Here is a 12,727-nt window from a genome sequence, read left to right on the forward strand (position 1 = left end):
TCCCCTCCAGCTTCTATTCTCTATTTTTCTTCAATTAATCTATCTAACTTGGCATACGTGTCTATAAAGTTTTGAATTTCAGTATGATCAAATTGCGAAATAACAGACACAATCACACTTTGAATTTTTTTCTCCATCTCGCCAAATATTACTTTTCCTGCTGAAGTTAAAGTTAAATAAATAACACGCCTATCCTTTTCATCTCTTGTTCTCTCAACCCATCCCTTTTCAACTAAGCGGTTGATGATAGGAGTAATGGCACTTTTTTTCACCCCAAACACAATCGCAAGCTCTGTAGATGTACATACTTCGACATTGTTGATATGGCGCATCGTAAAATGCTGTTCTGTTGTTAGAACATCTCCTATTTCCTGTCTAATTAACTGATCAAATTTACGATTAACAGAAAAATTTATACTTACATATCGATCAATAATCTGATTTATCTCTGTTCGATTAATAACATTCACCCCACATCTATTTAGTTAAAGGGTTTAACTATTAAATATTTTAACTTTATTTTTATTTTTATGTCAACACAAAATTTTCATGCCAAAAAGGGAGATATCAACAGCACTAGGATTGCAATAATTCCTCCTTTAATTGATTATGCTATAATAAGAAAAAAATTAATGGAGAATAAGAATATGTTTCCAAATATCTCAATAAAAAATACACTTATGGAAAGTCTAGGAATCAATATTGTTGAAGTTAAAAATGGGGTATGCATTGCGACAATGCCAGTAGATGAACGAACAAAACAACCTTTCGGCTATCTACACGGCGGGGCTTCCGTAGCTTTAGCGGAAACTGCTGCAAGCGTTGGAGCAGCTAGTCTAATTGATGCCAAAAAACAAGCGGTGTTTGGCCAAGAAATAAACGCAAACCACATTCGTTCGGTAAAAGAAGGAATTGTAACCGCAACTGCTACAGTTATTCATCAAGGAAAATCCAGTATGGTTTACGAAATTAAAGTAGAGAATGATAAAAAGGAATTAATATGTATCTCACGGTGTACGCTGGCAGTAATTTCTTTAGAGAGATAGTTTTTCTTTAAGGAATTTGGAGGAGAAATTTAATTTTAGTTGATATTTGTGGTCGGTTGGCTGATATATTGGGAGGTTGGCTGATTCCTCCCTCCTTTTGGCTGATATTTCGGCACTTTGGCTGATTTCTCCCTCCTTTTGGCTGATATTTTTGCACTTTGGCTGATTCCTCCCTTCTTTTGGCTGATATTTCAGCACTTTGGCTGATTCCCCTCTCCTTTTGGCTGATATTTCTGTTCTTTGGCTGATTCCCCTCTCCTTTTGGCTGATATTTTTGCACTTTGGCTGATTTCTCCCTCCTTTTGGCTGATATTTCGGCACTTCGGCTGATTCCCTCCTCCTTTTGGCTGATATTTCTGTTCTTTGGCTGATTTCCTCCTCCTTTTAGGTAATTTCTTCGATCTTTGTTCCCTATCCAGCACTTATTTTTTCAAATCAATACAAAAAGTGCATTTCAAAAATCAATTTGCTGATTTTTGAATGCACTTTTCTCTTAACTATCTCTTATTTACAAGTATACATTCTTGCTTCATATGGTTTCAATGAAATGGAAGTTGTTGGCTCATGTTCTTCAACTGAGTAATTTGCTAACAGTAAATTTTCATGCTCCAATTCGACGACACGATTTTCAAACACTGCCTCTTCTGCTGATAAATTAGAAATGATCACCATCTTTTTATCCTCCAGGGTCCGAGTGTAGGCAAAAACCTGTTTATTCTCTTCATCCACTAAATCAAAGGTTCCATATGTTAAAATAGGACCAGATTTTTTCAAATCTATCATCTTCTTATAAAAATGATAGATAGAATCTGGATCTTGCTTTTGACTTTCCACATTGATATCTAAATAGTTTGGATTCATTCCCATCCAAGGCGTGTGTTCAGAAAAACCAGCATATTCATCACTAGACCATTGCATTGGGGTTCTGGAATTATCACGGCTAGTAGACCAAATAATCTCCATCACTTCCTTATGGCTAAATCCTTCTTCCCGTTTCAATTTATAAAGGTTTTTCGTTGCCACGTCATCATATTCCTCAATCGTTGGAAATTGAACATTCGTCATTCCTATTTCTTGACCTTGATAAATGAATGGAGTTCCTTGCATAAAGAAATACATCATCCCTAAAGCCTTGGCACTTTCTTTCCAATATTCCTTATCATTACCCCATGTGGAAACAGATCTTGCTTTGTCATGGTTTTCAATAAACAAAGCATTCCATCCCTTGTTTTCTAAACCTTTTTGCCATTTATTTAAAACCTGTTTCAATTCCATAACATCGACGCCATAATTTTTTTCGTTATCCCATAAATCTAAATGTTCAAATTGGAAAACCATATTAAATTTTCCCTTTGTTTCTCCAACCCATAGCTCTGCTTCTTCTACCTTTACACCATTGGCTTCTCCGACTGTCATAATATCATATTTTGCAAATGTCTCATTCTTTAACTCTTCTAAAAATGGTTGAATTCCTTCTACATTCATATGCTTATCAAAAGATGGGACATAGTCTAAGCCTAGTGGATTATCCATATCTTTTAATCCTTCTTCTTTTTTAATATGACTGATGGCGTCAATTCGGAAACCGTCAATACCTTTGTCAAGCCACCAATTAATCATATTGTATAGAGCTTTTCTTACTTCTTCATTTTCCCAATTTAAATCTGGCTGTCTTGTTGAAAAAATATGCATAAAATATTGTCCAGTTGTCTCATCCAGTTTCCAAGCAGAGCCTCCAAATATACTTTCCCAGTTATTCGGCTCTTTCCCATCTACTCCATCTCTCCAAATATACCAGTCTCTTTTCGGATTATTTAAGGAAGACCGAGATTCTACAAACCATTCATGCTCATCACTTGTATGATTAATTACTAAATCAATAATTAACTTCATTCCACGTTGATGTACTTCATATAGAAGCAAGTCAAAATCATCCATTGTTCCAAACTCATCCATAATATCTTGATAATCACTAATATCATAGCCATTATCATCATTTGGCGATTTATACATTGGACAAATCCAAATACAATCAATCCCAAGTTCTTTTAAATAATCTAATTTAGTTATAATTCCTTTTAAATCCCCTATTCCATCTCCATTTGAATCCATGAAACTTCTAGGATAAATCTGATAGGCTACTGCCTCTTTCCACCACTTTTGAGTCACTCTAATTTCTCCCTTTCTACATCTAATTTCTGTTTTATTACCACATTAAAGGTCGTTTTATTCCGCTACTCGACAACAAGAGTTTCTTTCCACCATTTTCGCAGGTACGGTAATTCGCTTAGTTACAGCATTAGGATACGTAATATCATCGAGTAAGCACTTGGTTGCTTCAACACCAAGCTGAAAAATATTAATATCCACACTTGTTAAAGAAGGCTTCATATACTTACCAGTTGAAATATTATTAAATGCAACAATGGATAAATCTTCTGGAATAGATATGGAAAGTTCCTCTGCATAGCTAATTAATTCAATGGCAATAAAATCATCGGAGACAACAAGCGCTGTCGGTCGGCTTTCCAAATTCAAAATCTCTGTAAGCTTCTCTTTTGTTCGATCCACTAATTCCTTATCATAAATGATTAACTCTTTTTGATAAGCAATTCCATTTTCCTTTAATGCTTGTTTAAAACCTTTCAAACGGTCAATCGTAAAAACCATTTCCATATTGGCTCCAATAAAGGCAATTTTCTGATGACCTAATTGAATTAAGTACTCGGTAATTTGTTTCGTAATAAACACATTATCGTTATCCACAAATGTAATTCTTTCAGCATTTTGATAGGGCCTCCCAATAACAGTAAAGGGAAATTTATTTTGTAAAAGATAATCCATAATTTTATCATTCGTTTTACTATATAATAGAATAATGCCATCTACCCTTTTCCCCTGGACCATCTCGATTACTTCCTGCAATATTTCCTCTTCTGATGCTCCGGTTGTTAAATAAATGCCAAACTGACTTTTTCTTGCCTCCAAACTAATACCTCTTAAAACTTCTGGAAAAAATGGGTTTTCTAGCACCCTTTCTGTCGAATGCGGCATAACAATTCCGATTGTTTTCGTGCTCTTAACTACTAAGCTTCTTGCTTGAAGGTTTGGATGATATCCTAATTCCTCCATTGCTTCCCGGACTTTGCGCTTTGTTTCATCACTTATTTTCGGATGATTCGCCAGTACCCTTGAAACAGTGGATGGAGAAACATTTGCTAATTTACCAACATCTTTAATGGTTACTGCCATACTTTCCCCTCCGTTATTTTTAGCACAATAATGGTAAACGCTATCATTTTATATTAAAAAAATTGTTCTATCATTCACCTTTTCGTGCAAACGATTGCACTAGCATATGTAGAATATACCATAGGAAGAGCTTTATATCAATAAAAAATATTAAAATGGTAGCCAAGATTTATATTCCCATTTCTATAATATAAGCACTGAGAGTCACTCTCTGTGCTTATACTGTCACATATCCTCTCGTTCATTATTTACTATCCTAACATTATTTGTCTATCGATTCTAATTCCTTTATCACAGGAGGACTTTCAAGTACCGTATCCATATAATTTCGTCCCCAGCTATACATAGCATCTAAAATAGGCATAAGCGATTTTCCTTCATCTGTTAAGGAATATTCTACTTTTGGAGGGACAACTGGATAAACAACTCGTTTTACAATATAGTCATTTTCTAACTCACGCAATTGGTTGACAAGCATACGCTGTGTAATTCCGGGAATTAAAGCTTTTAGTTCTCCAAAGCGCTTTGTTCCTTCCTTACCCAAATGCCAAAGAATTAACATTTTCCACTTTCCACCAATTATACTTAAGGTTAGTTCTTTCTCACAATTAAATTCTTTGCCTGCCATTCGTTCCATCATCATTCCTCTTTCCTTAATTGATACTTAGTATACTTTTAGACACTATATAAAAAAAAAGTGCGTACTTACTTAAATGGATTATAAAACGTATAATAACGGTTGTACAGAAATTAGACATATTTCCAGTATTCTGCGTGCAAGATAAAATGAAAAAAAGAAAAGGAGTTAAACAAAATGAAATTACAATTAGCATTAGATTTAGTTAATATCCCACAAGCAATAGAGGTTGTTTCTCAGGTTGAACAATATGTTGATATCGTTGAGATTGGTACACCTGTAGTAATAAATGAAGGCCTTCACGCTGTTAAGCAAGTAAAAGAAGCTTTTCCTAATTTGTCTGTATTAGCGGACTTAAAAATTATGGATGCAGCTGGTTATGAAGTAAGCCAAGCAGTTAATGCTGGTGCTGACCTTGTCACTATTTTAGCTGTTGCTGAAGACGAATCTATTAAAGGTGCAGTTGCTGAAGCGAAAAAGCTTGGCAAAGAAATTCTTGTCGATATGATCGCTGTTAAAGATATTAAAACACGCGCACAACAACTTGATGAGTTTGGTGTTGATTACATTTGTGTTCATACTGGCTATGACTTACAAGCAGTTGGCAAAAACTCTTTTGAAGATTTAAAAGCAATTAAGAGTGTTGTCAAAAAAGCGAAAACTGCTGTTGCAGGTGGCATAAAACTAGAAACATTGCCAGAAGTTATTGCTGCTCAACCAGATTTAGTTATTGTTGGTGGGGGAATTACTAGCCAAGAGAACTTAAGTGAAGCTGCTTCTAAATTTAAAGAACTAATTGCTCAAGGATAAGTAAATGAAAACAAGCGATTATCTTGACCAAGTCATTCAGGAATTAACGCAGGCAGGAGCACTTATTGCAAATGAGGACTTAGAAAAGCTTGTCGAGCGTATTCTGCAATCAAAAAAAGTTTTCGTTTATGGAGCTGGTCGTTCTGGATTTATGCTTAAATCATTTGCAATGCGAATGATGCACATGGGAATTGATGCTTACGTTATTGGAGAAACGGTTACTGCTACCTATGAAAAGGATGACCTTCTCATCGTAGGAACCGGTTCTGGCGAAACAAAAAGTATTCTAACCATAGTAGAAAAAGCAAAAAGTATTGGTGGGAATATTACAGTTCTAACTATTTCTCCTGATTCTACTGTTGGGAAACTGGCTGACCAAGTTATTAAAATGCCTGGTTCACCAAAAGATCGAGGTAATAAAGAAGCGAAAAGTATTCAACCAATGGGTTCCTTATTCGAACAGTTACTCCTTATCGTCTTGGATAGTGTAATTTTAAAATACATGGAAATAAAAGAATTGGATTCCAGTAAAATGTATGGGAAGCATGCTAATTTAGAATAGATTTTTCCTAAAATAGAAAAAGATAGACATATGCTTTATCTATCTTTTTCTTCTACTAATCAGAACCTCCACCACAGCTTGAACAGGAGCTATCAGAGGAGCAAGCGCTATCAGACGAACAGAATACCGACCCAGTTCCACAACTAGTGCAGCTTGCTGAACTATCACTACTCATTTTCATATAACTGGAAAATTCAGCGTAATGAAAATAAGAAACAGATAAGTAAGGAATAAGCATGGAATTGAATTTTTGTTCCCTTTTACTTTTTTTCATTTTGTCATAGATGGTACTTTTTTGATAATCTCTAACCTTCTTTACCGACTTTTTCATAGCGGTAATCAGCGCATAAACAGTAGTATGATATTTCGTGTCCGTTTTAAAATATCGATTAAATAAGTCGTCTTCAGCTAAGTTTTTAAAGTCTTCGATAATAGTTGGATGAACTGGATGTCGAAAAAATCCCTTATATAAATAGATATTCTCTTTTCTTATAAGAAAAAGCTCTGCATAAACCCAATCAAAGAATCCCCGTAGATCAGGATTAGATTTCCCCTTTACATTAGGACTGTGATGGAGAGTAGAGCCTAAGTATTTATGGGAGAAATCCTTATATTCTCGGGTAAACATGAGCATCTGATGCCATAATTCATCAACTTTCACGCTAAACATAGGAGATTCTTTTAAAAGAGAGGTTAAAACAAAATATCGTTTTAAATCAAGTAAGCGCCATTCATACTCATTTTCTCTTAACTTGTTCTCCCTCCTTACTCGTTCTTCTACATTTTCCATATAACTTCTAGTAAGAGAATGTTCTAGGTCTTCACTTAGTTTTTTTAACCCTTTAATTGGCTGAATCTCTAATACTTTAGGAGATACACCAAATTTAAAGGTGAGTCTTGTGCGCAGAAATAAAATAATCCAAACCATAATAGCGGTAAGTAGAAGCAGCCATGCCATCTCATCTCTCCCCTTCCATTTAGAAACATTATCTAATTTATAAAGCATAAATTAGATATTAATAATACGAATTTTATTATGTAAAGTTCCGCCTTTACATTTTTTAATAATTTTTTTATGCATTTAAAATGCAGCAGATAAAAAATACACCACTAATAACTAAGTGGTGTACGTATTAAGATAATATGTGTAGTTTCTTATCTGCTGTTACGAGTATTTTTTCATTTACAGAGTTGGTATAATCACTATATTCTTTTAGCATAAATAATATAACGCTGCGGTGCATTGCCTACAAAGCGAAATGGATAACATGTTGTCAGGATAAGTTCTTCTTGTGAATCATCTAGTGTAATAATCGATTGATCATCGGCCTCGACTATTTTAGTAGAAGTGATTTGATAAGAGAATTCCCCATATGGCAAAACAATTTTAAGCTCGTCTCCTATTTCTAATTCTCCTGCTCTCCTAAAAACCGTATCACGATGGCCCGATAAGACGATTTGTCCATTTTCATCTGGATAGAAGCTGCCTTTATAATGTCCGACCCCTTTTTCCAAATCATCTGGATCTGTCCCTTCCACAATTGGTAACTCCCCATCAATTTTGTCAATCTCTAATAGCCCAACAGCATCTCCAATAGATGGGACAAAACGTTTACTTTCTTTATCCACCCACTTTTCATTCCCCTTGTTAATGGCTGCCTTAGCTTCGGATAAAGAGTTCTCCGTTTGCGCTTTCGTATCCATTATATTCCAAACGCCATACCCAATAAAAAATACTCCGCCTATTATAAGCAGGAGGGATAACCATTTAGTCCACTTCATATCATCCTATGCCTTTCTTCATTAATTTATTAAAACAACTATTTCGTATTACGACCAGTATAATTTCTACTTTGATTAAATTGTAAGCTATTGTCACAGTATCTGGCAATAGCTTTCCTTCTCTACTTTTTGTTATTTGTACTCATTACAAACATACATACATATTATTCACACGTACTTACTATCAAAAAAGTAGAAAAAAAATAATTGACATTTTTTACTTTGTTTAAAACAAAGAGAAAGCGTTTAATATATTAACCCATAAAAAATTCGGTTTTTATTCAAATCCTCCTGAAACGATTTATGTTAAGATAGTAATGTTTTTCCTTATAGCTTTCAGGAAAGAATTATCTCGCAAGGAGCGTAATACCATGATTGATAAATTAAAACCAATTCCCTCTTTATCTTCTAATTCTGTATTCTTAGCCGCTTTATTGGGAATGGTTGGCGGCTTTTTAGATGCGTATACCTTTATTAGCAGGGACGGCGTATTTGCCAATGCGCAAACAGGGAATATTGTTTTGTTTGCAGTGAACGCAGCGACTGGCGAATGGAGAGAATCCCTTCATTATATTCCACCGTTAATAGCTTTTATTTTAGGAGTCCTAGTCTCAGAAATTGTGAAGATTCCTTCTTTAAGAGAGATCTTATACAGCTATAGACGTTCGATTCTAATATTGGAATGTATTGTCTTAATTACCGTTGGCTTCTTGCCGGCATCTATACCAAACATTATTGTGACAACAAGTATTTCTTTTGTATCTTCCTTACAAATATCTACTTTTAATAAACTCGATAAATGGGCCTATAATTCTACTATGACTACTGGTAATTTACGAACTGCGACACAAGCGGCTTATGCTGCTTTTATTAAACAAAGTCAAGAGGCAAGAATCCAATTTAAAGAGTTTTCCCTTATAATTGGCTCTTTTATTTTCGGAGCGCTACTAGGAACGTTTACAACCACTCAATTTGGCAATAAAGCTATCTGGATATCTGCCATCATTTTAATTATTGCATTAGTTCTCTATCATAAAGATAAAGGATATATTCGTAAGCGTTGTGCACAATAATTAATGTAAAAAGGAGAAAGGCTGAGTCTTGGCAGCCTTTCTCCTTTTTATTTGCTATTCATAAGGGTATACAGTTCCTCCCATCTTCTTTCCAGCCTTTCCTTTTCCGATAAAAATTGCGCTAAGCTCTCCCATTCCGTCTCTGTTTCTATTCTTCTCTCTACTTCTGATATCTCCTTCTCCAATCCTTCCAGTTCATTTGCCAAATCCACTGGATTAACGGCAGATTCGGTTCTTTGTCTTTTCTTAATCGGCTGCATCCTCTTTTTCGATGTTATTGTTTCGTCTATAGGCACTTGTGTCCTTTTCCTTTCCTGTGACTTTTCTCGCGCATACGTATAATTTCCTTCATAACATTGAATCTCTTGTGACTCAATCCAATAAATCTTTCGAAAAAGCTTATTTAAAAAGTAGCGATCATGGGAAACAGCAAGAATAGTACCATCAAAATTCTCTAGAGCATCTTCCAATACTTCACGAGAATCAATATCTAAATGATTCGTTGGTTCATCTAATACAAGCAGATTAATTTCTTGATGCATCAGCTGTGCTAATCGCAGCCTCATTCTTTCTCCGCCGCTTAAATTGGCAGTCTTTCGAAAAACAGAATATCCATAAAAGAGAAATTGCGCTAAAATATGTCGAGCCTCCCCTTCTGTCACAGATACTTCATTTCGAAAAGCCTCGATAACTGTTTCTCCTTCCATTTCTGTTAAGGTATGCTGAGAAAGATAACCGATTTTAACATTACTACCGATCTTTATTTCTCCTTCATCTGCCTTGATTTGCTGAAGAATCATTTTTAATAAAGTTGATTTCCCTGTGCCATTCTCTCCAATAATAGCTGCCCTATCCTTGTAGCTAATCTTCATCTGTACATCTTGAAAGAGGATTTGCTCTCCAAATTTTTTGGAAACATTACGAAGTTGAATCACATCCTTGCCACTTCGATCACTTGATTCCATTTCAAAATTCATTTTCTTTCTATTCATATTTGGCCGAGACAATTTCTCCATTCTCTCTATAGCCCGTTCCATGTTTCGCGCACGCTTATGCAGTCCTTCATTAGGCGGGTTGGCACGATTGGCCCATTCACGCAAGCGTTTAATCGCTTCCCTCATTTTCTTGATTTTCTTTTGCTGCTCCTCGTAAGCTTGGAATTCTCTTAAAAGTCTTTCTTCCTTTTCCTTCGTAAAATTGGTGAAATTAGTATGATAGGTCGTTACTTCTCCATCCTCTAAATCGATGACTTTTTGAATTACTTCATCTAAAAAGTAGCGATCATGAGAAATAAGTAAAATGGTTCCACTATAATCTTGAAGAAATCTTCCTAGCCACTCCACTGCCATTAAATCTAAATGGTTCGTCGGCTCATCTAATAAAAGGAAATCTGGTTCTTCCAGAAGAATCATGGCTAAACCAATTTTAGTTCGTTCTCCTCCACTTAAATCTCCATATTTTTTGGTTACTAAATGTTGAATGTTTAACCCGTTTACAATCTTTTCAATTTTGGCATCCATCTCATATCCGCCAGCATTTGTAAAAAACTCTTGCAGTTTTCCATACTCCTCGATTAAAAGCTGTAATTGGCTTGGAGAATTGTCCTTCGCCATTTCCTGTTCCATCTGTTTCATCTTCTCGTCGATGATAACTAAATTTGAAAATGCTTGCTTTAAAACATCCTTTGCCATCCATTCTGGTTTAAATTCTGGTATTTGTTCTAAATACCCAATTTTCATGCCTTTTTTCCAATGAATTTGCCCAGCATCTGGTGTTTCCTTCCCAGCTAGAAGCCTAAACAAGGTTGTCTTGCCACTTCCGTTTCTGCCAACAAGACCTACTTTTTCCTTATCCTTGATCTCTATAGAAATATCTTCAAATATCGTGTTTCCTCCATACATTTTCGCTATCTTATTTACGCTGCAAATAATCATTTTACCGCTCTCCTTTGTTATGATTATCTCTTTTCCCAACCTCTAAACGGACGATTCCAGTCCATTTAAAGCAACACAAAAAGCCATGGAAAACAACTTCTCCATGACTTATCTGTTATAGAAAAGACCTATCTTCTTTTCTATCCATATAACCCTCTACATGTATAACTGTAAAAATTTCCATGTACTTTTCTAAAGACTTTTGATTTTTATAAATCTATGCAAAAAGGAGCGCATGAAAATGCACTCCTTTTACCGTCCATTAGATGTGGGTAAGAGATGTTTTCACCGTTTTAATTTGCTATATAGTTGTTTAAAAAAGGGCACACTTATCCCGTTAACAACTACAATCGCAAATTTCGCACGGTTAATATAAAGACTTTCCATCATATAACCTTGCACTAAAACGGTTGAACTTAACATCCTTTCCCACCTCTTTTCTTTGTAAGATAAATTTATTATACCTTTATCAGGCATACTACACAAGAAAAATCAGTAAACTTCGAATCAAAATAATATTCACTAATTTATCAAGTTTCTTTCTATCGAAGAGGCCTTCTTGTTAAAAAGCAAAGCAGTGGATATAATAAAATGAAAACAACGTTGTTATTTTTATTTATGGATGAATCGGAGGGATGAAGATGAGTGTCACTATTAAAGATATAGCTAAAAGTGCTGGAGTAAGCTATTCCACCGTTTCAAAGGCACTTCGTGATAGTCCATTAGTAAAGAAACCTACGAAGGATCTCATTATGGCAGTTGCTAATGAATTAGGTTATCAACCCAATATTGCAGCTAGAAGCCTTGTTTCCAAAAAATCCTTTACTATTGGTGTTGTGTGGCCTACCATTGAACAAACCGTTCTCTCAAAGCTTATTACAACTATTAACAAGGAATTGGAGGAGCTTTCTTATACAACATTGATATCTATAAATGAAGTAGAGTCTGCTTTAAAAATCTTTAGCCGCTATCAAGTAGATGCCATACTAGTATTTGATTCTAGTCAATCCATCGTTTCTTCTTATTCAGATGTTCCTATTGTTATGCATGGACTAGCCAATAAGCAAACTCCTTATCCTGTTATTGATGTAAATCGCCAAAAAGCAACTTATCAAGCTGCGCAATATCTTTATAAGATGGGGCATCGTTACATTAGCTATATTGGAGATGTAGAAGGTGATAAACTGCAAAAAGAAAAGGTCAAGGGATTTGAACAGGCGATTTTAGAGTTGGAATTACCGACTTATTCTTTTCAAAAAATACGAGTGAATAATTTTGAACAATATGACGGCTATGAGGCTGCTAAGCAATTACTAACTTTAGCTAAACGGCCAACTGCCATTCTTACAGGGAGCTATGACCTTGCGCGCGGTGCTCTTCAAGCTATTTATGAATCTAACTTATCCATACCAAATGATATTTCTATAATTAGTTATGATAACTTTCCAGCACTAGAGCATTTTGATATACCCCTATCAACAGTCGGAGTTCCACTAGACAAAATTAGTGAAAAAACAATTGAAATATTGATGAAAGTGATTAACGACGAAGAAGTAGAAACTAAAATTTTTATGGAACCAGAATTAAAAATTACAAATTCCTGCACAAAAATCTCCTAGATAATAAAAGGA

The 12,727-nt window shown here is 35.1% G+C and carries 14 protein-coding genes; 5 read left to right on the forward strand and 9 right to left on the reverse strand.

Annotated features, from left to right (window positions below; translation table 11 throughout):
* Positions 1-20: 20 nt before the first annotated feature.
* A complete protein-coding gene (locus tag NSS71_RS13835) occupies positions 21-470 on the reverse strand; it encodes a MarR family winged helix-turn-helix transcriptional regulator (RefSeq protein WP_082138327.1) in 450 nt (149 codons plus the stop codon).
* A gap of 177 nt (positions 471-647) precedes the next feature.
* Here NSS71_RS13835 and NSS71_RS13840 point away from each other — a divergent pair, with 177 nt between their 5' ends.
* Positions 648-1,046, forward strand: a complete 399-nt coding sequence (locus tag NSS71_RS13840) for a hotdog fold thioesterase (RefSeq protein WP_082138328.1) — start codon at positions 648-650, stop codon at positions 1,044-1,046.
* Between the two features lie 7 nt (positions 1,047-1,053).
* Here NSS71_RS13840 and NSS71_RS13845 read toward each other — a convergent pair whose 3' ends face one another.
* From NSS71_RS13845 to NSS71_RS13860, 4 genes are all read right to left on the reverse strand, one after another.
* Positions 1,054-1,326 carry a hypothetical protein gene (locus tag NSS71_RS13845; RefSeq protein WP_144546560.1) on the reverse strand — a complete coding sequence of 91 codons (273 nt, stop codon included), beginning with the start codon at positions 1,324-1,326 and terminating at the stop codon, positions 1,054-1,056.
* Positions 1,327-1,550: 224 nt separating this feature from the next.
* Positions 1,551-3,215, reverse strand: coding sequence for an alpha,alpha-phosphotrehalase (locus tag NSS71_RS13850; RefSeq protein ID WP_144546558.1), 1,665 nt, complete (start codon positions 3,213-3,215; stop codon positions 1,551-1,553).
* A 57-nt stretch (positions 3,216-3,272) separates the two neighbouring features.
* Entirely contained in the window at positions 3,273-4,298 is a 1,026-nt protein-coding gene (locus tag NSS71_RS13855) for a LacI family DNA-binding transcriptional regulator (RefSeq protein ID WP_047942299.1), read from the reverse strand.
* Positions 4,299-4,560: 262 nt separating this feature from the next.
* Entirely contained in the window at positions 4,561-4,935 is a 375-nt protein-coding gene (locus tag NSS71_RS13860) for a winged helix-turn-helix transcriptional regulator (protein ID WP_047942300.1), read from the reverse strand.
* Between the two features lie 177 nt (positions 4,936-5,112).
* On the opposite strand from NSS71_RS13860, the gene hxlA reads away from it, so the two are divergent.
* On the forward strand, positions 5,113-5,745 hold the full coding sequence (hxlA, locus tag NSS71_RS13865) for a 3-hexulose-6-phosphate synthase (RefSeq protein ID WP_047942301.1): 633 nt from the start codon (positions 5,113-5,115) through the stop codon (positions 5,743-5,745).
* A 4-nt stretch (positions 5,746-5,749) separates the two neighbouring features.
* Positions 5,750-6,307 (forward strand): 6-phospho-3-hexuloisomerase, encoded by a 558-nt coding sequence (gene hxlB, locus NSS71_RS13870; protein WP_095320540.1) that lies wholly within the window; start codon positions 5,750-5,752, stop codon positions 6,305-6,307.
* A 55-nt stretch (positions 6,308-6,362) separates the two neighbouring features.
* On the opposite strand, the gene NSS71_RS13875 is transcribed toward hxlB, so the two are convergent.
* Both NSS71_RS13875 and NSS71_RS13880 read right to left on the reverse strand, forming a co-directional pair.
* Positions 6,363-7,265, reverse strand: coding sequence for a hypothetical protein (locus NSS71_RS13875; RefSeq protein ID WP_095320539.1), 903 nt, complete (start codon positions 7,263-7,265; stop codon positions 6,363-6,365).
* 245 nt (positions 7,266-7,510) lie between these two features.
* Positions 7,511-8,089 carry a class D sortase gene (locus NSS71_RS13880; protein WP_095320538.1) on the reverse strand — a complete coding sequence of 193 codons (579 nt, stop codon included), beginning with the start codon at positions 8,087-8,089 and terminating at the stop codon, positions 7,511-7,513.
* A 371-nt stretch (positions 8,090-8,460) separates the two neighbouring features.
* On the opposite strand from NSS71_RS13880, the gene NSS71_RS13885 reads away from it, so the two are divergent.
* Complete coding sequence (locus NSS71_RS13885; protein WP_047942306.1) at positions 8,461-9,162, forward strand: YoaK family protein; 702 nt, start codon at positions 8,461-8,463, stop codon at positions 9,160-9,162.
* Between the two features lie 47 nt (positions 9,163-9,209).
* On the opposite strand, the gene abc-f is transcribed toward NSS71_RS13885, so the two are convergent.
* A complete protein-coding gene (gene abc-f / locus NSS71_RS13890; RefSeq protein ID WP_341151762.1) occupies positions 9,210-11,096 on the reverse strand; it encodes a ribosomal protection-like ABC-F family protein in 1,887 nt (628 codons plus the stop codon).
* Positions 11,097-11,381: 285 nt separating this feature from the next.
* Positions 11,382-11,519: an RAxF-45 family protein gene (locus tag NSS71_RS13895; protein ID WP_341151763.1), complete on the reverse strand. Its 138-nt coding sequence runs from the start codon at positions 11,517-11,519 to the stop codon at positions 11,382-11,384.
* Between the two features lie 218 nt (positions 11,520-11,737).
* Here NSS71_RS13895 and NSS71_RS13900 point away from each other — a divergent pair, with 218 nt between their 5' ends.
* Positions 11,738-12,715 (forward strand): LacI family DNA-binding transcriptional regulator, encoded by a 978-nt coding sequence (locus tag NSS71_RS13900; protein WP_176473299.1) that lies wholly within the window; start codon positions 11,738-11,740, stop codon positions 12,713-12,715.
* Positions 12,716-12,727 lie beyond the last annotated feature (12 nt).

The organism is Niallia sp. FSL W8-0951, assembly GCF_038006525.1.
Lineage (GTDB): Bacteria > Bacillota > Bacilli > Bacillales > Cytobacillaceae > Niallia > Niallia circulans.

Excerpts from the sequence above, each read along its gene's own strand:
- hxlB (WP_095320540.1), top strand. The coding sequence starts at position 5,750 with ATGAAAACAAGCGATTATCTTGACCAAGTCATTCAGGAATTAACGCAG.
- abc-f (WP_341151762.1), bottom strand. The coding sequence starts at position 11,096 with ATGATTATTTGCAGCGTAAATAAGATAGCGAAAATGTATGGAGGAAAC.
- NSS71_RS13880 (WP_095320538.1), bottom strand. The coding sequence starts at position 8,089 with ATGAAGTGGACTAAATGGTTATCCCTCCTGCTTATAATAGGCGGAGTA.
- NSS71_RS13875 (WP_095320539.1), bottom strand. The coding sequence starts at position 7,265 with ATGGCATGGCTGCTTCTACTTACCGCTATTATGGTTTGGATTATTTTA.
- NSS71_RS13860 (WP_047942300.1), bottom strand. The coding sequence starts at position 4,935 with ATGGAACGAATGGCAGGCAAAGAATTTAATTGTGAGAAAGAACTAACC.
- hxlA (WP_047942301.1), top strand. The coding sequence starts at position 5,113 with ATGAAATTACAATTAGCATTAGATTTAGTTAATATCCCACAAGCAATA.
- NSS71_RS13900 (WP_176473299.1), top strand. The coding sequence starts at position 11,738 with ATGAGTGTCACTATTAAAGATATAGCTAAAAGTGCTGGAGTAAGCTAT.
- NSS71_RS13895 (WP_341151763.1), bottom strand. The coding sequence starts at position 11,519 with ATGTTAAGTTCAACCGTTTTAGTGCAAGGTTATATGATGGAAAGTCTT.
- NSS71_RS13885 (WP_047942306.1), top strand. The coding sequence starts at position 8,461 with ATGATTGATAAATTAAAACCAATTCCCTCTTTATCTTCTAATTCTGTA.
- NSS71_RS13840 (WP_082138328.1), top strand. The coding sequence starts at position 648 with ATGTTTCCAAATATCTCAATAAAAAATACACTTATGGAAAGTCTAGGA.
- NSS71_RS13855 (WP_047942299.1), bottom strand. The coding sequence starts at position 4,298 with ATGGCAGTAACCATTAAAGATGTTGGTAAATTAGCAAATGTTTCTCCA.